Genomic DNA, 25,516 nt, shown 5'->3' with positions numbered 1-25,516 from the left:
AGGCGCCTCTGATGTCGGGCGATGGCATCACCTCGAACGAGCTTGCCTCGATTGCAGGTGACGCGGTCAATGGCACGCTGATGACGTTCCCGCCGGATCCGCGCACGAACCCGAACGCAAAGGACCTGGTTGAGAAGTTCCGCAAGGCTGGCTTCGAGCCGGAAGCCTACACGCTGTATTCCTACGCAGCGCTGCAGATCATTGCCGACGCTGCCAAGGTTGCGAAGACGAACGATCCGCAGAAGGTTGCCGAGACAATGAAGTCGAAGGGTCCGTTCAAGACGGTGATCGGCGATATCGGCTTTGACAAGAAGGGTGACATCACACGTCCTGACTATGTCATGTACGAGTGGAAGAAGGGCCCGGACGGCAAGTATTCTTACTTCCAGATGTAAGACAGCAACGGCGGTTCATCCGTCCGTGGGAAAGGGTCGGCACGCGCCGGCCCTTTTTTCTTTTGCCTATTTCGTTTCAAGGGCTGCGAAGGCTTGAAAGCTGTCGATGATTTTCGCAGGATTTGTTGAGAATGAATGTTCGCAGACTGCGGACATGAGCGTAACGGATGATGGGGCCGGTCCATGCGCATCAGGTTTTCCGCTTTTGCTCTGCTGCTTGCCTTGGCAGGTTGCTCGCAGGTGACTGAAAAGGCCGAGGGAATGGCCAACAGGTCTTTCACCAGCTATGCGCTCGGAAAACCCTATACTCAGGTCGCCAGCCTCGGAACCTCGCCCATGGACAGGCTGGCCGGAAACGACCGCGCGACCTTTGGTCCGATGATTGGCGCCACGCCTTTGTCGAATGGCCAGGTGATCTATCGCCACATCGCCCCTGCAGCGCGGACGGAGCGGGGGGCTGACTTTGGCGGTCTGGTCTCAAGCTCATCTGTGGTGAGCAACAACCGCCTGTCGTATTTTCTCGTTGGACAAGATGGGATTGTAAAGGACTGGGCTACAGGCTCCGTGCCGGGCGATGCGACGAGTTGCATGCGCTACATCGGTGGTATCATTCAGCAATGCGCGGACGTGGCCCAGCAGCAGACCTCGCTTGCCATCTACGATTCGAAGGTGTTGACGAAGGATAATCAGCCCATTTCCATCTGGGGACAACCGGCTAATCTGGATTCAAACCCGCCAGTCACCGGTCTGGCACCTTTTAAGCCGCGAGGCCCCAGGGGGTGATGGGTTTGGCCGCGCAATCGTCGTGCCGGTCCGTGTTTCACATCACATGCAGCACATTGGCCGCCTTGACGGCTGCGGATGCGCGATTCTCGACGCCCAGCTTCACGTAGATCTGTTCCAGATGCTTGTTGACGGTGCGGGCCGAGAGGCCAAGGATATCGCCGATATCCTTGTTCGATTTGCCTTTGGCAATCCAGAGCAGCACTTCCGCTTCGCGCTGGGTAACGGGGAAGTGCTCGCGCAATACCACGTCTTCGGCGCGGTTGCTGAGTGCGCTTACGCGAATTAGATACTCGTCCGGGCCGATGGCGCCGAGGAACGAGAACTGAAGCGTGGTCGCGGCCTGCGCGTCCACGGCGAAGGTCACCTCGCGTGGAAAGCCCGGCCTGTCGCGATCGATCATCCAGGTCGAGATTTTCCGTGTGGCCTGATCCAGCCCATCATCCTGACCGAAGGCTGAGTTGATGAGCCGCGTCGCTTGTGGTGTCGACCAGTGCAGGGCGCCATTGCCGCGCACCGCCAGAAGATGTCGGCCCGCCGCATCCAGCGCTACGCGTGCACTCTGGGCTGAGCGCGCATTGGACAGGTGAACGCGGATGCGGGCGCGCAATTCATCGATGTTGATGGGCTTCGTCAGATAATCCACGCCGCCGCTTTCCAGCGCGTTGACCACATGCTCGGTCTCGGTCAGTCCTGTCATGAAGATGACCGGCACCTGTGAAACGGATGGATTTGCCTTCAGCTTGCGGCAGGTTTCGAACCCATCCATGCCTGGCATGATGGCATCGAGCAGAATGAGATCCGGCGTGATGCGATCGACAATGCTGATGGCGAATTGGCCAGAGGTTGCGATCAGCACCGAAAAGCCTGACTGTTCGAGTGCTTCCGTGAGAAAGCCGAGCGCATCCGGACTGTCATCCACCAGAAGAACAATTTCTCTGGGTGCGGAGTTTTCAGCCATCCTGCGGCATCCTTTCCTCGCGGAACTGTCTCAGGAACGTCATCAGTCCGGCCATATCGAAACTTTGAATATAGTGCCGCGCCGCTTCCGTAAAGGCACGGTGATCGGGTGAGGCTGCGAGATCGCCAAGCTTGGTTTCGAGCCCTCGAATATAGCCGATTTCCGCCAGTTGGATGAGATCGTCGATATGGCCTGAACCGGGACTTTTCACCGGAACGGGTCCTTCTCGCTCCTGGAGCGCTTCGCCTTCATAAATCCAGGTCAGGCCAAGATGCTGGGCGAGCTTGTCGGAAAGCTGGCGGATATCCACTGGTTTCGAAATGGCATCGCTATGGCCATCCCCCTTGCGGATGCTGGAGGCGCCATCGCCGATATTGGCCGAGAGCATGATGATTGGTGCAGTTTGTCCGTCTTCCCGCAGGCGTTCCACCAGTTGCCAGCCGTTCATGCCTGGCATGAGGATGTCAACGAGGAAGAGATCCGGTTTTGCTGCCTCGATCAGCGTCAGGCATTCGGGTCCACCGCTGGCTGTCAGTACGATGAAGTCCAGCGGCTTGAGCACTTCGCGCATCAGGTCGCGGTGATCCTCATTGTCGTCGACTACCACCACAGTGCGGCGCGGACCCGTGTAGTCGATGATCTTCTTCTCCGGTGCGGGCATGATTGTCGGGCGATTGACCGCCGACAGCAGAAGACGGACCCGAAAGCTGGTGCCAACATCCTTTTCGCTGGTGACGGAAATCTCGCCGCCCATGGTGTTCGTGAGAAGCCGGGTAATCGTGAGGCCAAGGCCCAGACCGGGCATCGGGCGAATGCTCTCTGCCTCCCCACGCTGGAACGGCTCGTAAATGCGTGCAAGATCCTTCTCTGCAATACCTCGGCCGGTATCCTCCACGGTGAAGGTAGCGACCTGGCTGCGATAGGTGATGTTGAAACGCACCGATCCCCGATCGGTAAACTTGATCGCGTTCGACAGCAGGTTCACCAGAATCTGGCGCAGGCGCTTTTCATCGGTACGCACATAAGTGGGCAGGGCGGGGGTGCGGTCGTGCTCGAAATTCAGGCCCTTGGCTTGCGCCTGCGGACGGAACATATCGACAATCTGGTCGAGGAAGTCCTGGATATTGATTTCGTTGGAGTAGACCTGCAGACGGCCCGCCTCGATCTTCGAGATATCGAGCAATCCGTCGATCAGGCCGGAGAGATGATCGGCGGAGCGGCGGATCACTTTGATCGCGGACTGGCGTGGTGCGGGAATGGTCTCGTCCCGTTCCAGAAGCTGTGCGTAGCCTAGAACGGCGTTGAGTGGCGTGCGAAGTTCGTGGCTGAGGCCAACCACATAGCGGCTTTTGGCGCGGTTGGCGGCTTCGGCCACTTCCTTCGCCTGCTGCAGGGCTGCATCGGTTTTACGGTGGGCGGCGATCTCTTTGAGAAGTAGGGTGTTCTGGCGGGAGCTTTCCTCTTCTGCCACCACGCGACTGTCATGCGCCAGAACGTAGAACCAGGAAACAATGCCTGCGATGATGGCGAAGACGAAAAAGACGATCAACGTCGTGCCGTAGATGACCTCCGCATTGGCCGGCGTTGCCTCGCCCACCTGATAGGCGATCATGAACAGAATGGCACCCATGGCCGAGATCGACAGGATGGAGGTGAGTGCGTAGCGTCCCAGACGTGTCATCAGCCGTTCGACGATACGGTCGGACAGCATGGTGCGCGCAACGCTGCCGATCTGTGCTTTCATCTGGGCTTTCGGCTTGCACATATCGTGACAGCGGCTGTCCAGCGAGCAACAGAGCGAGCAGATGGGTGCTGCATAGGCCGGGCACCAGGCCATGTCCTCCGGCTCGAAAGGATGCTCGCAGATCGAGCAGGTGATGGAGAGCGCGTTCTTCCAGGCGTGACGTGGCTTGCGCGCGAGATAGTAGCGACCGTTGGTACCCCAGGCGATCAATGGCGAAAGCAGGAAAGCCGAGAGCGTGAGATAGGTAGAGAGCGAAGCCGCCACGGAGCCGAAGAGACCAAAATGCGCGGCCAGTGCAATGCCCGCTGAACCCAGCATGGCGCCAAGCCCAACAGGGTTCAGATCATAAAGGTGAGCGCGCTTGAACTCGATGCCTGGAGGCGAAAGCCCCAGCGGCTTGTTGATGGCCAGATCGGCGGAGATGGTGCACAGCCAGGACATGGCGATGATGGAGAAGATGCCGAGCGTGGCTTCCAGCAGGCGGTAGATGCCAAGCTCCATCAGCAGCAGGGCGATTGCCACGTTGAACACCAGCCACACCACGCGGCCCGGATGACTGTGGGTGAGGCGGGAGAAAAAGTTCGACCAGGCAAGAGACCCCGCATAGGCGTTCATCACGTTGATCTTGAGCTGGGATACGACCACGAAAGCAGCCATCAGCAAAAGGGCGGCCGTTTCGTTCGGGATCATATAGCCGAAAGCGGCAAGATACATATGGGCCGGATCGGCGGCCTCTTGTGCGGGAACGGCGGTCGACAGGGTCAGAACCGCCAGAAAGCTTCCCGCCAGAAGCTTCGGAACGCCAAGGACTACCCAGCCCGGACCGGCAAGAAAAACCGCCAGTCGATGCCGCCAGCGCTTTTGACCTTCGGCGGGCAGAAAGCGCAGGAAGTCCACCTGCTCACCAATCTGCGGCATCAGTGCAAGGATGACGGCGGAGGCTGCGCCGAATTCCAGAAGATCGAAGGGGGCAGGTCCGCCAAAGCCGGTATTCGAATGGCCGATGCCGGCAAAGGCCCGCCAAAGCTCGATCTTCTCCCAATCCATGAAGGCGATGAACACGAAAGGCAGGACGTTCAACACAATCCAGAAGGGTTGGGTCGCCAGTTGGAAGCGAGAGATGAGCTGCACGCCATAGATCACGAGTGGGATGACGACCACAGAGCTGATGATGTAGCCAAGCCAGAGCGGAATGCCGAAGGCCAGATTGAGCGCGCCTGTCATGATGGACGCCTCGATCGCAAACAGCATGAAGGTGAAGCTGGCATAGATCAGCGAAGTAATGGTGGAGCCGATGTAGCCAAAGCTTGCGCCACGCGTCAGAAGGTCGATGTCAACCCCGTGACGAATGGCGTAACGGCTGATCGGCAAACCGATCACAAGCATCAGGACAGCGGCCACCAGAATGGCAAAGAAGGCATTCGTCGTGCCATAGGAGAGGGTGATCGTCCCACCGATCGCTTCGAGGGCCAGAAACGAAATTGCGCCAATGGCTGTGTGGGAAATACGGTTCGAGGAAAAACGACGCGCGCTCTTCGCCGTGAACCGCAGCGCGTAATCCTCCAGCGTCTGGTTGGCCACCCAGCGGTTATAGTCCCGCCGGATAGGGATGATACGTTGCCGCGCTGCCATTCGTGAATGCCGTCCGTTTGTGCATGGTTAGATAATGTGCACCTTCGGATTTTCGGCGGCGATTTGCAAGGTCAGGCAGAGATCCTAGAGACGGGGCCGGAATTCAAACGTGACTTCCTTGCCAATCAGCGGACGAAGGCGGTCATTGAGATCGCCTTGAAGTTTTGTCAGCTTCTTGGCGCCCTTTGCCATTTCAATCAAGCCGAGCGCAAAGCCGGCAAACGAACCAACAACGCCTGCAACACGGCCAACAGCGGAGAGACCAAATTTCAAACCGTTCGTTACCATATTCGTGTAATTCGGGATGGCTCCAGCCAGTGGGGCCGTCAGACGAGGCACTACATTGCTGAACTGGAGGGCGACCTCTGCTAGTCCGACAGCCCCGGACGTGAGGGATGCTACACCGTTTATTATCTGGAACGCCGCTTCGGCTTTTTCTCCCCCTTTCAACGCTCTATGAGCGCTGTAGAAAGCAAGGCCTGCCATCGCCAGACCACCTACGCCGCCAAGGATTTTGCCACCCGCCTCCAGTTTCTTTGGGTCGATGAATTTGGATACTGCGGCTCCCCAGGTGCCTGAACCTGTGCCAAACATGCTGAAGGCCTTGCCTTGCGCATCCAGGTTCTTGGCAAGTCCTTCTGTCATCATGCCGACAATCTGAACGCTGCTGGCAACGGCTGCAGCGGTTTCGTGCGGCGGGGGTTTAGGACCGTTGCCAATCGCACGGGCAGTCAGAACGCTGGCCATGGTGAGCGTCTGCACGCCATGTATCAAGCCCGCCTTGTATATGTCGTTCGGTATGCCAAGCGGTGATGGTTTTCCATTGATGGTTTTCATCACCGAAGCCAGTGCGTCGTCCATCTTCATGCCAGTGCGCATGAGCCGGATCACGCCATCGACGTTTCGGGTAATATCCTTAGCATAATTGAGTTTGATGGCAGCCTGACTGACACCCTTGTTGCCGACATTCTGGGCCATGAACTGGAGCGCCATGGCGTCGGCCGCGGGCTTCAAGGTGGCCGAATTTCCATTCGCATCGGCGGTGAATGGTGACAGGTCGCCACCGGTCCCATCGCCAATCAGATGTTTCTGGGTCAGTTGCGACAATGTCAGGCTTGCGGCTCCTGCGTATTTGTCCAGATAATCCTGTGGAAGGATCTTGGTCAGCAGATTGAGTTCGCTGCTATAGGCAGCAAAGGCTTCCTGCAAGCTCTTGCCGCTTGCCAGAGCCCGATCTATCGCTTTGCCGCCGACGATATCAGCGAAATAGGCATCTTTGAACCTGGAAAGAAGCATGTCGTTCTCAGGCTGCGTCAGGAAGGCGCGCGCACCGCGAGAAAAGGCCTGATCTGCTGCCTCAGCCAAACTGCTGTCCTTCATGAGGACATCCAATCGTGCATCGAGATCGCGCCCTGCCTCATCTCCGTTGGGGACAGAATCACCATACTGGTTCATGTAGGCGGTGTGCATTTGCTTCGCCTCGATCAAATCCACCATATATGCTGCCTTCTGATCAGCGGTCAGCTTGTCAAGGTTGTTGATCGTGTCCGGGTTGATGAAGCTGCGATCCACATCCTTCAACCCCTCTTTTATGAATTCGAACTGTTTGTCGTTGATCGTCTTTTCGTTTTCCGCATAGTCCGGCGCGGCTGTCATAGATTGCGCAACCATCGAGAAGCCCTTGTCGGTCTCGTTGATCGGTGGCGCCTGAACCTTCGATACGTAGGCTGAAACATCCGGAATTTCACCGACGGCGTCGCCGGCGCTGCGGTCATAGTTCTGCAGCCCGCGTACGAGATCGTCATTGCTCCGGGGCTGTCTGACGACGGGGTTCGGGTTGACTTTGCGAGGCCCCTTCATTTTCGATGTATCGATATATTTGGACGAACTCGATTGGGTCGAGCTGCTCGATCCGGCGCCGCTCGTCAGTGCGATGTCCTTTGTCGATTGACTGGTAGACGATCCAATCCGCTTCGCCATGGCAACCTCATTCATTCAAGAAGTAGGGCGAGATATGAGGAAGCTCCATGTCGGTTTCTTAAAGCAAAAATGAAGATTTCGTGTCAAATACAGTTATAATTTTATGATGTTTTCATGAGGCGGCGTGATGATTTCTTTGCGCTGCGGCTCTTCTTGAACGCTTGCGACAGGTACTGAAACTGATGCTCGCCGCCGTTTCCATCTCTGCGGTAGCCTGATCGCGGCTCACCTGTGCTGGGGAGCCAGTGGATGCTTTTGCCCCCATGTCTACGTCATTTTACGTATGTGGTTTTGCAGTGCAGCGACCCATAGTCCGGTCAGCAACGGTTAACAGGCTTTAACCGGCTGTCGCACTCAAAACAAAAAAGAGGGGTTCTGCCATGACATTGAAAGCCAGACTGGGCGGCGCGCTCATTGCTGCCATCATGTCCACCACCGCATTCCACGGCGCGTTTGCAGCCGAAGACACCATCAAGATTGGCGTTCTCCACTCGCTCTCCGGTACGATGGCGATTTCGGAAACCACGCTGAAAGATGCCATGCTGATGCTCGTTGAAGAGCAGAACAAGAAGGGCGGCGTTCTGGGCAAGAAGCTGGAAGCCGTCGTTGTCGATCCTGCTTCCGACTGGCCGCTGTTTGCCGAAAAGGCCCGCCAGCTGATTTCCAAGGACAAGGTTGCTGCTGTCTTCGGTTGCTGGACCTCGTCTTCGCGCAAGTCGGTTCTGCCGGTTTTCGAAGAACTGAACTCCATCCTCTTCTACCCGGTTCAGTATGAGGGTGAAGAATCTTCGCGCAATATTTTCTACACGGGTGCTGCTCCAAACCAGCAGGCCATTCCGGCTGTCGATTACCTGATGAAGAACGAAGGCGTTCAGCGTTGGGTCCTGGAAGGAACGGACTACGTTTATCCGCAGACCACGAACAAGATCCTGAAGGCCTACCTCATGTCCAAGGGCGTGAAGGCTGAGGACATCATGGTCAACTATACGCCATTCGGCTTCTCCGACTGGCAGACGGAAGTATCCAAGATCAAGGCATTCGGCTCGGCTGGCAAGAAGACAGCTGTCGTTTCCACCATCAACGGCGATGCCAACGTTCCTTTCTACAAGGAACTGGCAAACCAGGGCATCAAGGCAGAAGACATTCCAGTCGTAGCCTTCTCCGTCGGTGAAGAAGAACTGGCTGGCATCGACACCAAGCCACTCGTTGGTCACCTTGCTGCCTGGAACTACTTCCAGTCTGTCGATGCTCCGGTGAATGCCGAATTCATCAAGACCTGGCACGCCTTCACCAAGAACGAGAAGCGCGTGACGAATGACCCGATGGAAGCCGCCTATATCGGCTTCAACGCCTGGGTAAAGGCTGTCGAGGCGGCTGGCACGACCGATACCGACAAGGTTCTGGACAGCATCATCGGCGTTTCCGTACCGAACCTCTCGGGCGGCACTTCCACCGTCATGCCAAACCACCACATCACCAAGCCAGTGCTGATCGGTGAAATCCAGGCGAACGGCCAGTTCGAAATCGTCCAGCAGACGCCTTCCGTCGTCGGTGACGAGTGGTCTGATTATCTGCCGGACTCCAAGGATCTGATCTCCGATTGGCGCAAGCCCATGTCCTGCGGCAACTTCAATGTTGCCACCGGCAAGTGCGGCGGCAAGGGCAGCTAACGCCTGAGCCTTCCGGGAGGGAAGACCCCTCCCAACCCTCCCCACAAGGGGGAGGGCTTCGCTTCCCCCGATATCCCTGCAGCTGCTGAACCACGCTTACCCCCCTCTGCCCTGCCGGGCATCTCCCCCTCAAGGGGGGGAGATTGGCAAGACAGCTAACAGTCGCTTTCCATCTCCGGCAAGTGCATTGCCGCGGGAGACCAAGCCAGACTTGAAGCGGAATGTCGACAAGAGTCGATCTCCCCCCTTGAGGGGGAGATGCCCGGCAGGGCAGAGGGGGGTAGGTCACGAGGGGCGACAATTATGCTACGACTTTTCCTATCGACCCTGTTCCTGATCCTTACGTTTCTGCCCTCCCACGCGCAGTCTGATCCGAAGGCCCTGTTCAATGCTCTGGGCAAGGCGGATTTCAAACAGACGGAAGAGCTGATCGGGCAATTGGCCGCGACCGGCGATCCGCGCATCGTGCCAGCTCTGGAAGCCTTCGCCGAGGGCGAGCTTTACGCGCGCAAATCCGATAGCGCCGTATTCATCACAAAAGCAGCCGGAGCGAATGTCGCCCTGATCGATCCGGTCACGGGTGCTGCTGCCGGTGAGGTGCCGAAGGCACAGCTGAACAAGCTGAAGATCAACAACAATCTGCGCCGTGTGATCCGGTCCGCTCTCGGTGGCCTCACACTTCTCAGCCCCGACAAGACCGTGCGCATGGCGGCTGCCGATGCGGTTCTCAAGTCTCCCAGCGCCGAAAATCTTGAACTTGTCGAAGCGGCTCTCGCCAAGGAGACCGATGCTGCTGTCAAGGTTCGCATGGAAGAGGCGCGTGCTGCCTCCGTGCTGATTTCCGACCGCGCCCTCAATCAGAAGAAGCAGGCCATCGATACGATCGCCAATCTCGGCGGGCGCGATGGCATCAGCATCCTGATGTCGGTGTCTTCCTCCATTGATCCGTCCCTGAAGGGTGATCTCGACAAGGCCATTACCAGGATTGAAAACTCTCTCAAGCTTTGGGAAGTCGGCCAGAACGTCTGGTACGGCATGTCGCTCGGCTCGGTCCTGCTGCTGGCAGCCATTGGCCTTGCCATTACCTTTGGCGTCATGGGCATCATTAATATGGCGCATGGCGAAATGGTCATGCTGGGTGCCTATTCCACCTTCATGGTGCAGGAGGTCATCCGCACCCATGCGCCGCATCTGTTCGACTGGTCGCTGGCGATTGCACTGCCGGTTGCCTTTCTTGTGACGGCCACTGTGGGTCTTGTCATCGAACGCGGTGTCATTCGCTTTCTGTACGGGCGTCCGCTGGAAACCCTGCTGGCGACCTGGGGCGTATCACTGATCCTCCAGCAGCTGGTACGCTCCATCTTCGGTCCGACCAACCAGGAGGTTGGTAACCCATCCTGGATGTCCGGTGCCTTTGCGCTTGGTGGTTTGCAAATCACCTGGAACCGCATGTGGATCGTTGCTTTCTCGCTGTCGATCTTCGTCGGTTTGCTGATCGTGATGAAGCGTTCCGCCTTCGGCCTCCAGATGCGGGCTGTCACGCAGAACCGCCGCATGGCGTCCTCCATGGGTATTCGCACACCCTGGGTCGATGCCTTCACCTTCGCACTCGGTTCCGGCATTGCCGGCATTGCAGGTGTCGCCCTTTCTCAGATCGATAACGTCTCGCCCAATCTCGGCCAGTCCTACATCATCGACAGCTTCATGGTCGTGGTGTTCGGCGGCGTGGGCAATCTCTGGGGCACGCTGGTTGGCGCTCTGTCGCTTGGTGTTCTCAACAAGTTCCTTGAGCCATGGACCGGTGCCGTTCTCGGCAAGATCCTCGTGCTCGTTCTCATCATCCTCTTCATCCAGAAGAGACCGCGCGGCCTGTTCGCGCTCAAGGGAAGGGCGGTGGAAGCATGATTTCCAGCTTCATCCTGCGTGCTCTGGAAGGCCGCATCCTCGTCACCGTCTGCATCATTCTTGCCGTGGCATTGCTGGTGCCAGCAAGCAATTTGCTTCTTTCGCCCGACAATGCATTGCATATCCCAACCTATGTGATGTCGTTGATGGGCAAGTATCTGTGCTATGCGCTGCTGGCGCTGGCGCTGGATCTGGTCTGGGGCTATTGCGGCATTCTTTCGCTTGGCCACGGCGCGTTCTTTGCACTCGGCGGCTACGCCATGGGCATGTATCTCATGCGCCAGATCGGCAGCCGCGGCGTCTACGGTGACCCCATACTGCCGGATTTCATGGTGTTTCTGAACTGGAAGCAGTTGCCGTGGTTCTGGCATGGTTTCGACATGTTCTGGTTCGCTTGTGCGATGGTGCTGGTGGTGCCGGGGCTGCTTGCTTTTGTGTTCGGCTGGTTCGCCTTCCGCTCCCGCGTCAATGGTGTCTATCTCTCCATCATCACCCAGGCCATGACCTATGCGTTGATGCTGGCCTTCTTCCGCAATGACATGGGCTTTGGCGGCAATAACGGTCTGACGGACTATAAGGATATTCTCGGCTTTTCCGTTCAGGCGGATGGAACGCGCGCGGTTCTCTTCTCGCTCTCGGCCATCATGCTATCGCTCTGCCTCGTGCTGGCGTCTGCCATTACCCGCTCGAAATTCGGCAAGGTGCTGGTGGGCGTTCGCGATGCTGAAAGCCGGGTTCGCTTCCTCGGTTTCCGGGTGGAAAACATCAAGCTGTTCACCTTCGTCACCTCGGCCATGATGGCAGGCATTGCAGGCGCCTTGTTCGTGCCGCAGGTCGGCATCATCAATCCGGGTGAATTCGCACCGGCCAACTCCATCGAAGTGGTGGTCTGGACGGCAGTCGGTGGTCGCGGAACCCTGATTGGCCCGATCATCGGCGCGGTTCTGGTGAACGGTGGCAAAAGCTTTTTCACCGGCGCGTTTCCAGAGTTCTGGCTCTATGCGCTGGGTGCACTCTTCATCTTCGTCACGCTGTTCATGCCAAAGGGTATTGTCGGAACCGTGCAGGCGGCACTTGCCAACCGCAAGGCGGTGAAGGCTGCGGCGCGTGCCCAAGCCCAGAATGACGATACGCCTTCAACACAGATCCAGGCCGCGGAGTAAGACTCATGGAAATCAAGGACTCCAAGCCAAAATCGCTGCTCTATCTGGACGGTGTTTCCGTATCCTTCGATGGATTCAAGGCGCTGAACTCGCTCTCCTTCGTCGTTGAGCCGGGCGAGCTTCGCGCCATCATCGGCCCGAATGGTGCCGGCAAGACAACGATGATGGATATCATCACCGGCAAGACACGGCCCGACAGTGGCACGGTTCTGTTCGAGGAGAAGGTGGATCTCACCAAGCGCGACGAGGCGGATATCGCCCAGCTCGGCATTGGCCGCAAGTTCCAGAAGCCGACCGTGTTCGAGAGCCATACCGTATGGGACAATCTGGAGCTGGCGCTCAACCGCAAGCGCGGTGTGTTCGCCACGCTGTTCTACCGTCTCTCCGGCGAAGATCGCGACCGTATCGAGGAAATTCTGGCCACGATCCGCCTGACGCATCGGCGCGATGAATTAGCCGCCAACCTTTCCCACGGCCAGAAGCAGTGGCTGGAGATCGGCATGCTGCTGGCGCAGGAGCCGAAGCTGTTGCTGGTGGATGAGCCGGTGGCCGGCATGACCGATGCGGAGACCGCTGAGACCGCCATTTTGCTTCGCGAAATCGCCAAGAGCCGCTCGGTGGTGGTGGTGGAGCACGACATGGGCTTTATCCGGGATCTCGGCGTCAAGGTGACATGTCTTGCCGAAGGCTCCGTACTGGCCGAGGGATCGATCGATTTCGTCTCGAACGACCCAAAGGTCATTGAGAACTATCTGGGACGGTGAGGGGTAACCATGCTGACAGTCGAGAACATCAACCTTCACTACGGCGCAGCGCAGGCCTTGCGTGGCGTTTCCATTCAGGCGCCCATGGGCAAGATCACCTGCGTTCTTGGCCGCAACGGAGTGGGCAAAAGCTCGCTGCTGCGCGCCATCACCGGTCAGCATCCGGTCAGTGCGGGCACGATTTCCTTCAACGGGGAGAGTTTGAACGGGCTTGCGCCATTCAACCGTGCAAAACAGGGCATCGGCTATGTGCCGCAGGGTCGCGAGATCTTCCCGCTTTTGACCGTGCAGGAAAATCTGGAAACCGGCTTTGCGCCTCTGCCGCGCAAGGACAGGTTCATTCCGGATGATATTTTCAGCCTGTTTCCGGTGCTCAACTCGATGCTGGCGCGGCGTGGAGGCGATCTCTCCGGCGGGCAGCAGCAGCAGCTGGCCATCGGCCGGGCGATGGTGACGCGGCCGAAAGTGCTGGTTCTGGACGAGCCGACAGAGGGAATTCAACCCTCGATCATCAAGGATATCGGCCGCGCCATCCGGTATCTGCGAGATTCCACAGGTATGGCCATCCTTCTGGTCGAACAGTATCTCGACTTCTGCCGGGAACTGGCGGATCATGTCTACATCATGGATCGGGGTGAAATCGTTCATGAAGGGGCCGCAGAGACACTGGATACACCGGAGGCGAGACGCCATCTGACGGTGTGACAGTTAGTCATATTTTGCATGGCTGCCGATCATGGAGAGGGTTTAACAGAAATATCTAATATGTTAATCAGAGCGCGGTTTTCATCCAACGCATATCCCCTTTCCACGCACTCTCCTTCGCGAGGCGCTTGATGGCATTTGGAATTCGCTCTGGTTCAATCCTCCGCGCTCTTGGCTGCCTGACCGCAGCGGGCGCCTTTTTCTTAGGGTCAGGCATGGCCGCGCATGCGGCTGGTTGCGGCACGCCCGTTGAACCGGGCTATCATGACGTATCGATCGATGTCGGTGGCATCCAGCGTTCCGGCGTTGTGTTTGTTCCGGATACTTACACGGGCAGGGACAAGGTTTCCGTCGTTTTCGATCTGCATGGCAGCAACAGCAATCCACGGGGACAGATGTTGCGCAGTTCGTGGGACAAGGTGGCAGGGAAGAACGGCTTCATCGTGTTTGCGCCGCAGGGCAGCCTGTCGGGAAATATGCCGAATACCCATGCCTGGAATGTGCCGGGGGTTACCTTCCGCGAAGGCGGACTGGATGAGGTGGCCTTCATCAAGGCTGCTGTCGAAAAGGTAAAGCAGAGCTATTGCGTTGATCCGGCTCAGATTTTCGCCTCGGGTTATTCCGGCGGCGGTCGCATGCTGTCGGCCTATCTCTGCTCAGGAGCGAATGATTTTGCCGGTGCGGGCTTCGTCAATTCCCTGCGTGTGGGGCTGCCCGTTGAAAATCGCGAGGGGAAGTGGACCCCCGATCCCTCTACCTGCCAGCCTGCCAAGCCGATTTCCATCATGGCTTTTGCCGGTGTGAAGGATGAGCAGAACCCCTATGCCGGGGGCGGCAAGCCCTATTGGCAATATAGTTTCAAGACCGCCCTTCAACGATGGATGGAGCTGGATGGGTGCAAGGCCAATGCAAAGCCAGAGACCATCGACGGTGTGACCTATAGCCTTTTCGATACCTGCCAGAACGGGGCGCGCATTGCGACCTATGAATTCGAAAACGGCAGCCATGACTGGCCGAAGCCAAATGCGAAGGCGAACGTCATCGCTGCGGCCAGCGAGGGGCAAGCGGCAGGTGTTGTGAAGGTCTCGGCAGTGAAGAAGCCGAGTTTCGATCCGAATGTCGATCCGGCCTATCGCATGTGGGATTTCTTCCGCAAGGCCGACAATACGGATGTCGTCGCCACTGTTCAGCCATCAGCTGCCAAGGCAAAGGTTCAGGCGGTTGACTGTGGGGCTGGAGAGATATCCGCTTATGATAATGCCGAGGGGATGACGTGCAACAACAGCCAGCCAAACGACCAGCCGCGCCGCAGCGGGCTCGGGGCAAAGGGCGCCTTGTAACCAAACAGCTGGCGGGCCGCACGCGGCTCGCCGAACTCTATCAGGAAGGCTGCGGAAAGATCCGCCTGCCGGATACATTTGATTCCTCCCTTGAAGCCATTCTCATCAATAGCTCCGGCGGACTGACCGGTGGCGACCGACTGGAATGGTCGTTGCGCGCCGGTCCTGGCACGGATGTGACCGTGACCACGCAGGCGAACGAGAAGATCTACAAGGCTGCCGCCGATACCGCGCTTCTGAAAAGTGAAATTGAGGCCGGCGAGGGCAGCCGCGTGGCTTGGCTGCCGCAGGAAAGCATTCTCTTCGACCGCGCTTCACTCACCCGCGAACTCCATGTTGATCTTGCCGAAACGGCGGAATTTCTGGCGGTTGAGGCCGTTATTCTCGGTCGTACCGCCATGGGTGAAAGCGCCGAGAACGGTCATTTCCGGGATCGCTGGCGCGTGCGCCGTGCGGGTCGTCTCATCCATGCGGAGGAAGTGCGGATGGAGGGCGAGATCGCCCGTCTGGGGGAGCAGCCTTCGGTGCTTTCCGGCAAGGTGGCCTTTGCCACTGTCTTCTATTCCGCTGCCGATTGTGAGGCACTTCTGCCGCGCCTTCAACCTCTGCTGCAGGATGGATATGCTGGCGCAAGCCTCTGGAAAGACAAGCTGATTATCCGTGCCGCAGCATCACACGGTTTCGCGCTGCGAAAAATTCTTGTTCCGGTGATTTCGCTCTTGCGAAAAGACGCAAACGTGCCGAAAGTCTGGAACATCTGAGAGACAATAATCGGGGAACCCATGAACCTCAGCCCAAGAGAAAAAGACAAGCTTCTGATATCCATGGCAGCCATGGTGGCCCGCCGCAGGCTGGAACGTGGCGTGAAGCTGAATTACCCGGAAGCCATTGCCCTGATTACCGATTTCGTGGTCGAAGGTGCCCGCGATGGCCGCGCCGTACCAGACCTGATGGAGGCGGGCGCGCATGTCATTACCCGCGATCAGGTGATGGAAGGTGTCGCGGAAATGATCCACGATGTGCAGGTGGAAGCAACTTTTCCTGACGGCACCAAGCTGGTGACCGTTCATGAGCCGATTAGGTAAGGGCAAAGACCATGATTCCAGGCGAAATCATTTCCGCAAGTGGCGATATCGAGCTGAATAGCGGTGCGCCAACCATGACCATAGAGGTTTCCAATACGGGTGACCGTCCGGTTCAGGTGGGCAGCCATTATCATTTCTTCGAAACCAATGCGGGCCTCTCTTTCGACCGGGACAAGGCGCGCGGAATGCGGCTGGATATTCCGGCAGGAACGGCTGTGCGTTTCGAACCGGGCCAGACGCGTGAGGTGACCCTCATTCCGCTTTCCGGCAAGCGCGAAGTTTACGGTTTCCGGCAGAAGATCATGGGCGCTCTGTGAACGCACCATGCAGAAAGCGAAGCATCCGATGAAACTCTTTCTTGGCCTCATGCTGTGCGGATGTGTTCTCTTGCAGGATGGGCCTTCCTCTGCGGAAGAGAAGCCGAATTTCGACTGCGCCAAATCCGAGACCCAGATGGAGATGAATTACTGCGCCGAACAGGATTTTGATGCTGCCGATGCGGCGTTGAACAAGCAGTGGAAGGCGACCCGCAAGGTGATGGTCGATTGGGACAAGCAGTTGGACGCTAACCAGCGTGGCGCAGAAGAGGCCCTGTTGAAGGCTCAGCGTGCCTGGATAAACTATCGGGACGGCCAGTGCGAGGCGGAAGGCTTTGCTGCGCGCGGCGGAACGATGGAGCCCATGCTGTTGATGTCCTGCAAGGCTGAGCTTTCCAAGGTTCGCACCGAAGAACTGAAAACACTTGCCGAGACAATCGGTCAATAAAAACCTGGACTGGATCAGGCGCGAGGGGTGCCGGTCCGTCCACGCATATGGAGCAAAATAGCCCATGCCTTACAAGATTTCCCGCGCTGCCTATGCCAGCATGTTTGGCCCGACCGTGGGCGACAAGGTGCGCCTCGCCGATACCGAGCTTTTCATCGAGGTTGAGAAGGATTTCACCACCTATGGTGAAGAAGTAAAATTCGGCGGCGGCAAGGTTATCCGTGATGGCATGGGCCAGAGCCAGGTCAGCCGTGCAGATGGTGCTGTCGATACCGTTATCACCAACGCTGTGATTGTCGATCACACCGGCATCTACAAGGCCGATATTGGCCTCAAGGATGGCCGCATCGTTGCCATCGGCAAGGCAGGCAATCCGGACACGCAGCCGGGCGTTAACATCATCGTCGGCCCCGGCACCGAGGCGATTGCGGGCGAAGGCAAGATCGTAACTGCTGGCGGCATGGATGCCCACATCCATTTCATCTGCCCGCAGCAGATCGAGGAAGCCTTGATGAGCGGATTGACCTGCATGCTGGGCGGCGGCACTGGCCCCGCTCATGGCACGCTGGCCACCACCTGCACGCCGGGACCGTGGCATATCGCCCGTATGATCGAGGCGGCCGACGCTTTCCCCATGAACCTCGCATTCGCTGGCAAGGGTAATGCCTCGCTGCCCAAGGCGCTGGAGGAAATGGTTCTGGGCGGCGCCACTTCGCTCAAGCTGCATGAGGACTGGGGCACGACCCCCGGCGCCATCGATTGCTGCCTCTCGGTTGCCGATCAATATGATGTGCAGGTGATGATCCACACCGACACGCTGAACGAGAGCGGCTTCGTGGAAGATACCGTCGGTGCCATCAAGGGCCGCACCATCCACGCTTTCCATACGGAAGGGGCGGGCGGGGGCCACGCGCCGGATATCATCAAGATCTGCGGCGAGCTGAACGTCATCCCGTCTTCCACGAACCCGACGCGGCCCTATACGGTCAATACGCTGGCGGAACATCTGGACATGCTGATGGTCTGCCATCACCTGTCGCCATCCATTCCGGAAGACATCGCGTTCGCCGAAAGCCGCATCCGCAAGGAAACCATCGCGGCGGAAGATATTCTGCACGATATCGGCGCGTTTTCGATCATCTCGTCGGACAGTCAGGCCATGGGCCGCGTGGGCGAGGTCATCATCCGCACCTGGCAGACGGCAGACAAGATGAAGCGTCAACGGGGTGCTCTTCCGGGCGAAACCGGCGACAACGACAATTTGCGTGTTCGCCGGTATGTCGCAAAGTATACGATCAACCCGGCCATCGCACATGGTGTGAGCCATGAAATCGGCTCCATCGAAGTGGGCAAGCGCGCCGATCTCGTCATCTGGAACCCGGCATTCTTCGGCGTGAAGCCGGATATGGTGCTGATGGGCGGCGTAATTGCGGCGGCACCCATGGGCGATCCGAACGCTTCGATCCCGACACCGCAGCCGGTGCATTATCGCCCCATGTTCGGCGCTTACGGCAAGGCGCGTACGAATTCCTCCGTGACCTTTGTTTCGCAGGCTGCATTGGATAACGGCCTCGCCAATCGTCTCGGCGTTGCCAAGCAGCTGGTGGCGGTGAAGAACACGCGCGGCGGCATTTCCAAGAAATCCATGATCCTCAACGATCTGACACCGCACATCGAGGTGGACCCGGAAACCTATGAAGTGCGTGCCGATGGCGAGCTTTTGACCTGCGAACCGGCAACGGTTCTGCCGATGGCGCAGCGGTATTTCCTGTTTTAAACATCTGAAAGTTCAATCCATGCAGCATGTCCATTCCTACCGTCCCGCAGGCGAAGTTAGTGATCCGCCGATCGATACGGTGACGCTTGCGCACGATCTGCGCCATTTGCGGCGTAAGCTGTTGCACCTTTCCAATGGTGACATGGTGATGCTGGACCTGAAGGAGGCTGTACTGTTTCACGATGGTGACCGGCTTGTGCTGGACAATGGCGATACGGTGGAAGTGAAGGCGGCGGCAGAAAAGCTGTTCGAGGTAAAGGCGCGCGATACGCTGCACCTGATTGAACTCGCCTGGCACCTGGGCAACCGGCATCTGTCAGCGCAGATCGAGGAGGGACGTATTCTGATCCTGCGCGATCATGTGATCCGCTCCATGCTCGAAGGTCTGGGCGCGACGGTGACGGATGTGGAAGAGCCTTTCCAGCCAGCGCGCGGGGCCTATCACAGTCACGGCGGGCATTCGCACGGCCATTCTCATGACCACCACCACGGGCATCATCACGACTGATGTCTGCTGCTTTTGAAACACAAGCTCTGCTGCGGTTGATGACCTGGCTTTCGCCTGCCTTTCCGGTGGGTGGCTTTGCCTATTCCAGCGGTCTTGAGCGGGCGGTTCATGACCGGCTTGTCACAGATGCCGTCGGGCTGGAGGCATGGCTTTCTACGTCAGTCAGACACGGAATGCTGTGGAACGATGCCGTGTTCGTGTCGCTCGCGGCGCAAGTCGTTGAGGAGCAGGTGAAATTGGCCGAGCTGGCAGAGCTTGGACTGGCGCTGGCGGGTTCGGCTGAGCGGCATATGGAAACGCTGTCCCTCGGAAAGGCGTTTCTGGCGGCGGCGGAAGCATGGCCTGCGTCAGTATTCGGGCTGCTGCCTCCCGATTGTCCTTATCCTGTTGCCGTGGGTGCCGTAGCTGCTGCGCATAGAATAGGAGCGGAGCAGGCCATTGCAGCATTCCTGCATGCCGGTGTTTCCCAAGGTGTGTCCGCCGGTATCCGTCTCGGTGTAGCGGGTCAGCAGGATGGTCTTCGCATCCTGTCGGCCTTGGAAACGATTGCGGGTGAGGTTGCCGAGCGTGCAGCGGCAGCGGGGCTGGATGATCTCGGTTCTGCCACCGTACAGGCGGATATCGCATCCCTTCGCCACGAGCGGCAGAATTCGCGGCTTTTTCGCTCCTGAACCTGTCTTGCACGGGCCAGCCCCCAGGCTATTCTATTTTGAGACTATCGAGGTATCGATCATGAAATCATCCAATGGACCTCTCCGCGTTGGCATTGGTGGGCCTGTGGGCTCCGGCAAGACGGCGCTGACAGAGAAACTGTGCAAAGCCATGCGCGAGACCTATTCGGTTGCCGTGGTGACGAACGATATTTACACCAAGGAAGATGCCGAGGCGCTGGTGCGCATGCAGGCCTTGTCTTCAGACCGGATCGTGGGTGTCGAAACCGGAGGTTGCCCGCATACCGCCATACGCGAGGATGCAACGATCAATCTGCAGGCAATCGCGGGCCTGAACGAGCGCTTCCCCGATCTTGATGTGGTGTTCATCGAGTCAGGTGGTGACAATCTGGCGGCGACGTTCTCGCCGGATCTCGCGGATATCACCATCTATGTGATCTCCACGTGCCAGGGCGAAGAGATACCGCGCAAAGGCGGTCCGGGTATCACCCGCTCCGATCTGCTGGTCATCAACAAGAAGGATCTGGCGCCTTACGTGGGTGCCGATCTTGATGTGATGGACCGCGATGCAACCCGCATGCGTGAGGCGAAGCCTTTTGTGTTTACCGACCTCAAGCGCGGCGAAGGCGTTGATCACATCGTTCGCTTCCTTGAGACGCATGGCGGGTTGGCGGCGTGAGTGCCGCTCGCCGTTTCGGTTGTTACGAGGTGACAAGGCTTGTCGATGGCGTTTATCAGGCGCCGATTGAGCATCTGGCCCACGCTTCCAGCCAGACGGTGCGCGATGCTGCCGTTGCTGCCTGGCAGGGAGCCACTGTCGATATGGACGTGAATCTGTTCGTTCTCTCGGGGCCGGATGGGATCACTCTGGTCGATGCTGGAACGGGTCCCTATTGGGGGGCGAAACTTGGCCACGGGCGTGCAGCGCTTGAGGCTGCCGGGATTGACCAGGCGGATGTGAAGCACGTTTTGCTGACCCATCTGCATGGAGATCACGCGCTTGGCCTTTTTGGTGACGACGGTGCTTATTTTCCCAACGCGCAGGTGTTTGCACCGCAGGCTGATCTCGACTTCTACAGCAATGCCGCTCTCAAGGAGGCTATGCCGGTATACCGGCGCGGCGGATTTGACATAGCGAGGCGTTTGCTGGACATCTATGGCAATCGCGTCCGGCCTGTAGATGCGGGGCAGGTTTTGCCTCAGATCGAGCTTCTTCCCTTGCCGGGGCATACCCCCGGTCACGCTGGGTATCTGATCGGAGAGGAAGATCATCGGCTCGTGCTATGGGGTGATCTGGTCCACGCCCCGGCACTCCAGATGGACGATCCCGATTTCTGCTTCATCTACGATGTGGACGCTGCCCAGGGTGCTGCCAGCCGCCGAAGGATCTTCAAGCGTGCGACCCGCGAAGGCTGGGTGGCCTCCGGCGGACATATTTCCGGGTATGTGAAGGTAGAATTTTCAGGGCAGGCCTGGCGTCTTGTACCGCGCTGACCGCCATCGACCGAGTAAATTCGAACTGATCAGATCTCCCGTAGTGCCTTTACATCGCTGATCTGGATGACACGACCACGGACGCTGACGCCGGCGCGTCGCAGAGCCGAGAAGGCGCGAGACAACGCTTCAGGGGCAAGACCCAGCATTCCCGCCAGAAGGTTCTTCTGGAAGGGCAGGCGGATGGAAGCCGAGCCTGCATCGACGGGACAACGTTCCAGCAGATAATCGGCCACGCGCTGGGGCGCGGTGTGCAGCCGATCATTGACCAGAACCTCTGTCGTTGCCCTAAGATGTTCGGAGAGCGTGGCAATCAGCGCGTTCGCAACCGTCGCGTCACGCTCCGCCAGCAGGCGCACTTCCCGACAATCCAGTTTTGCCAGACAAATATTTTCCGCTGCCTGTGCGCTATAGGGATAGCGGGCATCCTGCGGGATAAGGCATTCTGCAAACACGTCTCCGGGACCACAGATGCGGAAGTCTGCCTGTCTGCCATCCTTGCCCATGCGGTACAGCCGCACATAACCCGTCAGCAGGCAGTAGAATGCCTGTGCATTCTCACCCTCGCGGAAAATCGAGGCACGGGCGGCGAGCGACATGATCTGCGCACTGTCCAGAAGGGTTGCCAGCGCATTTGGAGAGAGAGACCGCATAAAAGCGGTTTTTGCCAGTAGGCCTCGTTCCCGTGTTGTGGCCTTGTTGCTCTTGTCCAGCATCTTTGCGTTCCCCATCAACCTTTGGATTCCGTGCGTTGAATGGTTTGTTAGTAGCACAACGAAACGAGGCCCGAATTGATCGATGTCAATCGGGCCTCCGTGGATAGGGATGGGCTTCAGCCTATTCTGCAGCCAGTGGCGGCAGCCTCAGCACATTATTGCCGGCAGGTGCGTCATGCGCCTTTTCGTTGTTCTGCCGTGGCGCCGGCTGGATGGTATCCAGCTTGGCCTGCAGTTCTGCAAGTTTGGCCTGCGTTTCCAGCGTGGCCTTGCTGAGTTCTTCCTCGCTCAGGATTGGATCTTCCTGCTCCTTCTTGCCGACGAAGCGACCGAAGATGCGGCCAAGCAGCAGAGAGAGGTCGTCCATGATGAGGAAGAAGGCAGGCACGACCACAAGGCTGAGAACCGTGGAGACAATGATACCGCCAATCACCGCAATCGCCATGGGCGCGCGGAAGGAACCGCCTTCACCCACGCCCAGTGCAGAAGGCAGCATGCCTGCTGACATGGCGATGGAGGTCATGATGATGGGACGGGCACGCTTGCGACCCGCTTCCACCATGGCGTGGATGCGTTCCATACCGTGACGGCGCATCTCGATTGCGAAATCGACCAGCAGGATGGCGTTCTTGGTGACGATACCCATCAGCATCAGGATACCGATGAGAACGGGCATGGACAGGGAGTTGTTCGTCACGATCAGGCCGACCGCCACGCCTCCGATCGCCAGTGGCAGCGAGAAGAGGATGGTAAACGGCTGAATGACATCCTTGAACAGCAGGATCAGCACGACGAGCACCAGTAACAGGCCGAGAAGCATGGCGTTGGCAAAGCCCTGCACCATTTCCGACTGGATTTTGGCATCACCGCTTTCCGCCAGCCGAACGCTTGGTGGCAGCTGCGTCTGCTCAACGATGCTACGGAACTCCGCCTTTGCCGTATCAAGCGCCGTACCCTGCGGGATATCCGTTCCGATGGATACAACGCGGCTGCGGTTGTTGCGCTTGATCGAGCTTGGGCCTTCCGAATAATCCACATCCGCAACGGTCGAGAGCGGAACGGTCGTGCCGCTTGCCGTCTTGATCTTCAGGTTGCGAATGGCCTGGAGGTCACGTCGGACATCGAGCGATGCCTGAACGCGGATCGGTATCAAACGATCATCCAGCGAAATCTTTGCCAGTGCGGCATCCACATCGCCAATCGTGGCGACGCGAACGCTTTCAGAGATCTGTTGCGGAGTAATGCCTAGGCGGGCCGCTTCATCCTTGCGGGGACGAATCTGCAACTCAGGACGGGGCAGGGCACCTTCCGAAGACACATTGGCCAGAATTGGCGACGCGCGAAGATTGCTCTCGAGCTTTGCAACGGCCTCGTCCAGCTCGTCACCATTGCTGGCGAGGAAGTTAAACGACAGCTCTCGCTCGCCGCGGTCGTTCAGTTTGGTAATACGAACATCCGGAATGGAGCGCAGCTTCGCAAACAGTTCCTTTTCAATTTCCCACTGTGGCTTGGTACGGCCATTATCCTTTATCTTCGGAACATATTGGCCGATCAGCGGAAGATTGCCGAGACCCTTGTTGACCAGCGTCTTGAGCAGCGAATGATCGATCTTGCCCAGGATGACGTTGACCGTGGCGCGGCGCAGTTCCAGATCGCCCTTCGGCGAAGCGCCGCCCAGAACGAAGACGCTTTCCACGCCTTCCAGAGGTTTGATGGCCTGATAGATTTTGGTGGTGGTTTCCGCCGTGTCTTCCAAAGACGCATTTGGCGGCAATTCGAGCGAGAGCGTGATGCGCGAGCGATCTTCCGGTGGGAGGAAACTACCGGGCACCTGCATCAACAGCATGATGGAACCAACCAGGAAGGCGATCGCACCCGCCAGTGTCGCATAGCGCATGTACCAGCGCTTTGTCGTGCCGGTTACCAGTCTGGTATAGGCCTTCATGAGGCGGCCATCATTGTCATGATGGTCGTCCATCGCGTCTTCCGCACGCATCAGGTAGGCGGCCATCAGCGGAGTGATGAGACGCGCCACAAGCAGCGAGAAAAACACCGAGAAAGCAACGGTAAGGCCGAACTGGATGAAGTACTGGCCGGGGATGCCCGGCATGAAGGACACCGGCACGAATACGGCAATGATGGTGAAGCTCGTTGCGATAACCGCAAGGCCGATTTCATCTGCCGCTTCGAGCGCTGCGCGGTAGGGTGTCTTGCCCATCTTGATGTGGCGGGCAATATTCTCGACCTCCACGATCGCATCGTCGACGAGAATACCCGTCGCCAGGGTCAGAGCCAGGAACGAGACGAGGTTCAGCGAAAAGCCCATCATATCCATCACCCAGAAGGTGGGGATGGCGGACAGGGGCAATGCGACGGCAGAAATCAGCGTTGCGCGCCAGTTGCGCAGGAAGAGCATGACCACGATAACGGCAAGGATCGCTCCCTCGATCAGGGTATGGATTGCCGACTCGTAGTTGCCGTAGGTGAAATAGACGCTGTCATCCACCATTTTGATGGAGACATCGGGATGCGCCTTGCGGATGGCATCCAGTTGCTCGGCAACCGTGCGCGAAACGGTCACTTCGCTGGAGCCCTTGGAACGGAACACTGCAAAGGTGACGCTCGGCTCACCATTGAAGCGCACGAAGGATTTCTGCTCCTCGTAGGTGTCGGTGATCGTTGCGAGATCGGAAAGCTTCACGAAACGCCCGTTGGAGAGGGCGATCGTCGTGTCGGCGAGATCCGATACCTTGCGGGCATCCCCCAGCGTGCGGATGGCCTGCTCGCTTCCGCCCACCTGGCCGCGACCGGAGCCCAGGTCCACGTTGACGCTGCGAAGCTGGCTGTTCACTTCCGTTGCGGTGATGCCGTAGGAGTCAAGCTTGGCCGGTTCAAGTGCAATGCGCACCTCACGGTCCGCGCCGCCGTAACGGTCAATACGGCCAATGCCCGGTTGACCCTGAAGGGCCCGCTTGACCGTGTCATCGACAAACCAGGAGAGCTCTTCCAGCGTCATATTCGGTGAGGTGACGGAGAAGGTCTGAATAGCCTGACCTTCAACCTCGACCTTCGAAACAATTGGTTCTTCAGCGGAGGCGGGAAGATTGGAGCGGATGCGGTCGATCGCATCCTTGGTATCCTGGACGGCTTCAGATGTGTTCTTCTCAATACGGAAAAGCACCGCCGTGGTGGACAAGCCATCCGTGACGGTGGAGGTGATTTCATCGACGCCACTGATGGAAGCAACGGCGTCTTCGATCTCCTTGGTAACCTGCATTTCCAGTTCACTCGGCGAAGCGCCGCTTTGCGTGACGGAAATCGATACGACGGGGACGTCGATGTTCGGGAACCGGGTGATCGGTAGCTTGTAAAAGGACTGGATGCCCATGAAGAGCAGCAGCGCGAAAGCCAGAAGCGGCGCGATCGGATTTCGGATCGACCAGGCAGAGAAATTCATT

General features: G+C 58.2%; 22 protein-coding genes. 17 read left to right on the top strand and 5 right to left on the bottom strand.

Annotation, left to right across the window (positions count from 1 at the left end; translation table 11 throughout):
- Together E8M78_RS23875 and E8M78_RS17370 are read left to right on the top strand one after the other, a co-directional pair.
- The coding region (locus E8M78_RS23875; RefSeq protein ID WP_246658369.1) for an ABC transporter substrate-binding protein at positions 1 to 395 on the top strand (395 nt) is incomplete at its 5' end.
- Between the two features lie 183 nt (positions 396 to 578).
- Entirely contained in the window at positions 579 to 1,178 is a 600-nt protein-coding gene (locus E8M78_RS17370; protein WP_246658368.1) for a hypothetical protein, read from the top strand.
- 37 nt (positions 1,179 to 1,215) lie between these two features.
- On the opposite strand, the gene E8M78_RS17365 is transcribed toward E8M78_RS17370, so the two are convergent.
- The 3 genes from E8M78_RS17365 to E8M78_RS17355 all read right to left on the bottom strand — a co-directional run bounded on the left by E8M78_RS17365 (position 1,216) and on the right by E8M78_RS17355 (position 7,495).
- Complete coding sequence (locus tag E8M78_RS17365; RefSeq protein WP_137136234.1) at positions 1,216 to 2,139, bottom strand: response regulator transcription factor; 924 nt, start codon at positions 2,137 to 2,139, stop codon at positions 1,216 to 1,218.
- Positions 2,132 to 5,515, bottom strand: a complete 3,384-nt coding sequence (locus E8M78_RS17360) for an ATP-binding protein (RefSeq protein ID WP_137136233.1) — start codon at positions 5,513 to 5,515, stop codon at positions 2,132 to 2,134. Before E8M78_RS17360 ends, E8M78_RS17365 begins: the two co-directional genes overlap by 8 nt.
- An 84-nt stretch (positions 5,516 to 5,599) precedes the next feature.
- Positions 5,600 to 7,495, bottom strand: a complete 1,896-nt coding sequence (locus tag E8M78_RS17355) for a hypothetical protein (RefSeq protein WP_137136232.1) — start codon at positions 7,493 to 7,495, stop codon at positions 5,600 to 5,602.
- Between the two features lie 380 nt (positions 7,496 to 7,875).
- Here E8M78_RS17355 and urtA point away from each other — a divergent pair, with 380 nt between their 5' ends.
- The 15 genes from urtA to E8M78_RS17275 all read left to right on the top strand — a co-directional run bounded on the left by urtA (position 7,876) and on the right by E8M78_RS17275 (position 21,342).
- Positions 7,876 to 9,165 carry an urea ABC transporter substrate-binding protein gene (gene urtA, locus E8M78_RS17350; protein WP_137136231.1) on the top strand — a complete coding sequence of 430 codons (1,290 nt, stop codon included), beginning with the start codon at positions 7,876 to 7,878 and terminating at the stop codon, positions 9,163 to 9,165.
- A gap of 300 nt (positions 9,166 to 9,465) precedes the next feature.
- Positions 9,466 to 11,070 (top strand): urea ABC transporter permease subunit UrtB, encoded by a 1,605-nt coding sequence (urtB, locus tag E8M78_RS17340; protein ID WP_137136317.1) that lies wholly within the window; start codon positions 9,466 to 9,468, stop codon positions 11,068 to 11,070.
- Positions 11,067 to 12,233: an urea ABC transporter permease subunit UrtC gene (gene urtC / locus E8M78_RS17335; RefSeq protein ID WP_137136230.1), complete on the top strand. Its 1,167-nt coding sequence runs from the start codon at positions 11,067 to 11,069 to the stop codon at positions 12,231 to 12,233. The genes urtB and urtC overlap by 4 nt, the downstream gene beginning before the upstream one ends.
- Before the next feature lie 5 nt (positions 12,234 to 12,238).
- On the top strand, positions 12,239 to 12,997 hold the full coding sequence (urtD, locus tag E8M78_RS17330) for an urea ABC transporter ATP-binding protein UrtD (RefSeq protein ID WP_170973456.1): 759 nt from the start codon (positions 12,239 to 12,241) through the stop codon (positions 12,995 to 12,997).
- A 9-nt stretch (positions 12,998 to 13,006) separates the two neighbouring features.
- Positions 13,007 to 13,702 (top strand): urea ABC transporter ATP-binding subunit UrtE, encoded by a 696-nt coding sequence (urtE, locus tag E8M78_RS17325; protein WP_137136229.1) that lies wholly within the window; start codon positions 13,007 to 13,009, stop codon positions 13,700 to 13,702.
- 131 nt (positions 13,703 to 13,833) lie between these two features.
- Entirely contained in the window at positions 13,834 to 15,042 is a 1,209-nt protein-coding gene (locus E8M78_RS17320) for a polyhydroxybutyrate depolymerase (RefSeq protein ID WP_137136228.1), read from the top strand.
- A complete protein-coding gene (locus E8M78_RS17315; RefSeq protein WP_137136227.1) occupies positions 14,976 to 15,803 on the top strand; it encodes an urease accessory protein UreD in 828 nt (275 codons plus the stop codon). Before E8M78_RS17320 ends, E8M78_RS17315 begins: the two co-directional genes overlap by 67 nt.
- Before the next feature lie 21 nt (positions 15,804 to 15,824).
- Positions 15,825 to 16,127 carry an urease subunit gamma gene (locus E8M78_RS17310; RefSeq protein WP_137136226.1) on the top strand — a complete coding sequence of 101 codons (303 nt, stop codon included), beginning with the start codon at positions 15,825 to 15,827 and terminating at the stop codon, positions 16,125 to 16,127.
- 11 nt (positions 16,128 to 16,138) lie between these two features.
- The gene (locus E8M78_RS17305; protein ID WP_137136225.1) at positions 16,139 to 16,444 is read left to right on the top strand and encodes an urease subunit beta; all 306 of its coding nucleotides are present in this window, start codon (positions 16,139 to 16,141) and stop codon (positions 16,442 to 16,444) included.
- A 28-nt stretch (positions 16,445 to 16,472) separates the two neighbouring features.
- Complete coding sequence (locus tag E8M78_RS17300; RefSeq protein ID WP_137136224.1) at positions 16,473 to 16,892, top strand: lysozyme inhibitor LprI family protein; 420 nt, start codon at positions 16,473 to 16,475, stop codon at positions 16,890 to 16,892.
- 64 nt (positions 16,893 to 16,956) lie between these two features.
- A complete protein-coding gene (gene ureC, locus E8M78_RS17295; RefSeq protein WP_137136223.1) occupies positions 16,957 to 18,669 on the top strand; it encodes an urease subunit alpha in 1,713 nt (570 codons plus the stop codon).
- A 19-nt stretch (positions 18,670 to 18,688) separates the two neighbouring features.
- Positions 18,689 to 19,177: an urease accessory protein UreE gene (gene ureE, locus E8M78_RS17290; protein WP_137136222.1), complete on the top strand. Its 489-nt coding sequence runs from the start codon at positions 18,689 to 18,691 to the stop codon at positions 19,175 to 19,177.
- The gene (locus E8M78_RS17285) at positions 19,177 to 19,848 is read left to right on the top strand and encodes an urease accessory protein UreF (protein WP_137136221.1); all 672 of its coding nucleotides are present in this window, start codon (positions 19,177 to 19,179) and stop codon (positions 19,846 to 19,848) included. The genes ureE and E8M78_RS17285 overlap by 1 nt, the downstream gene beginning before the upstream one ends.
- Before the next feature lie 61 nt (positions 19,849 to 19,909).
- Positions 19,910 to 20,527, top strand: coding sequence for an urease accessory protein UreG (gene ureG, locus E8M78_RS17280; protein ID WP_137136220.1), 618 nt, complete (start codon positions 19,910 to 19,912; stop codon positions 20,525 to 20,527).
- Positions 20,524 to 21,342 (top strand): MBL fold metallo-hydrolase, encoded by an 819-nt coding sequence (locus E8M78_RS17275; protein WP_137136219.1) that lies wholly within the window; start codon positions 20,524 to 20,526, stop codon positions 21,340 to 21,342. The genes ureG and E8M78_RS17275 overlap by 4 nt, the downstream gene beginning before the upstream one ends.
- A gap of 29 nt (positions 21,343 to 21,371) precedes the next feature.
- Here E8M78_RS17275 and E8M78_RS17270 read toward each other — a convergent pair whose 3' ends face one another.
- Together E8M78_RS17270 and E8M78_RS17265 are read right to left on the bottom strand one after the other, a co-directional pair.
- Positions 21,372 to 22,058, bottom strand: coding sequence for a Crp/Fnr family transcriptional regulator (locus tag E8M78_RS17270; RefSeq protein WP_137136218.1), 687 nt, complete (start codon positions 22,056 to 22,058; stop codon positions 21,372 to 21,374).
- Positions 22,059 to 22,179: 121 nt separating this feature from the next.
- Complete coding sequence (locus E8M78_RS17265) at positions 22,180 to 25,515, bottom strand: efflux RND transporter permease subunit (RefSeq protein ID WP_137136217.1); 3,336 nt, start codon at positions 25,513 to 25,515, stop codon at positions 22,180 to 22,182.
- Position 25,516: the final 1 nt, after the last annotated feature.

Origin of the sequence: Rhizobium sp. FKY42, assembly GCF_005222835.1 — a bacterium.
In the GTDB taxonomy this organism is placed as follows: Bacteria; Pseudomonadota; Alphaproteobacteria; order Rhizobiales; family Rhizobiaceae; genus Neorhizobium.
The sequence above is the reverse complement of the archived record's forward strand: the minus strand, read 5'-3'. Positions and strand labels throughout refer to the sequence as shown.

Bases quoted from the DNA above. Each gene is read 5' to 3' on its own strand.
- E8M78_RS17370 (WP_246658368.1), top strand. From the start codon at position 579: ATGCGCATCAGGTTTTCCGCTTTTGCTCTGCTGCTTGCCTTGGCAGGT.
- E8M78_RS17365 (WP_137136234.1), bottom strand. From the start codon at position 2,139: ATGGCTGAAAACTCCGCACCCAGAGAAATTGTTCTTCTGGTGGATGAC.
- E8M78_RS17360 (WP_137136233.1), bottom strand. From the start codon at position 5,515: ATGGCAGCGCGGCAACGTATCATCCCTATCCGGCGGGACTATAACCGC.
- E8M78_RS17355 (WP_137136232.1), bottom strand. From the start codon at position 7,495: ATGGCGAAGCGGATTGGATCGTCTACCAGTCAATCGACAAAGGACATC.
- urtA (WP_137136231.1), top strand. From the start codon at position 7,876: ATGACATTGAAAGCCAGACTGGGCGGCGCGCTCATTGCTGCCATCATG.
- urtC (WP_137136230.1), top strand. From the start codon at position 11,067: ATGATTTCCAGCTTCATCCTGCGTGCTCTGGAAGGCCGCATCCTCGTC.
- urtD (WP_170973456.1), top strand. From the start codon at position 12,239: ATGGAAATCAAGGACTCCAAGCCAAAATCGCTGCTCTATCTGGACGGT.
- urtE (WP_137136229.1), top strand. From the start codon at position 13,007: ATGCTGACAGTCGAGAACATCAACCTTCACTACGGCGCAGCGCAGGCC.
- E8M78_RS17320 (WP_137136228.1), top strand. From the start codon at position 13,834: ATGGCATTTGGAATTCGCTCTGGTTCAATCCTCCGCGCTCTTGGCTGC.
- E8M78_RS17310 (WP_137136226.1), top strand. From the start codon at position 15,825: ATGAACCTCAGCCCAAGAGAAAAAGACAAGCTTCTGATATCCATGGCA.
- E8M78_RS17305 (WP_137136225.1), top strand. From the start codon at position 16,139: ATGATTCCAGGCGAAATCATTTCCGCAAGTGGCGATATCGAGCTGAAT.
- E8M78_RS17300 (WP_137136224.1), top strand. From the start codon at position 16,473: ATGAAACTCTTTCTTGGCCTCATGCTGTGCGGATGTGTTCTCTTGCAG.
- ureC (WP_137136223.1), top strand. From the start codon at position 16,957: ATGCCTTACAAGATTTCCCGCGCTGCCTATGCCAGCATGTTTGGCCCG.
- ureE (WP_137136222.1), top strand. From the start codon at position 18,689: ATGCAGCATGTCCATTCCTACCGTCCCGCAGGCGAAGTTAGTGATCCG.
- E8M78_RS17285 (WP_137136221.1), top strand. From the start codon at position 19,177: ATGTCTGCTGCTTTTGAAACACAAGCTCTGCTGCGGTTGATGACCTGG.
- ureG (WP_137136220.1), top strand. From the start codon at position 19,910: ATGAAATCATCCAATGGACCTCTCCGCGTTGGCATTGGTGGGCCTGTG.
- E8M78_RS17270 (WP_137136218.1), bottom strand. From the start codon at position 22,058: ATGCTGGACAAGAGCAACAAGGCCACAACACGGGAACGAGGCCTACTG.
- E8M78_RS17265 (WP_137136217.1), bottom strand. From the start codon at position 25,515: ATGAATTTCTCTGCCTGGTCGATCCGAAATCCGATCGCGCCGCTTCTG.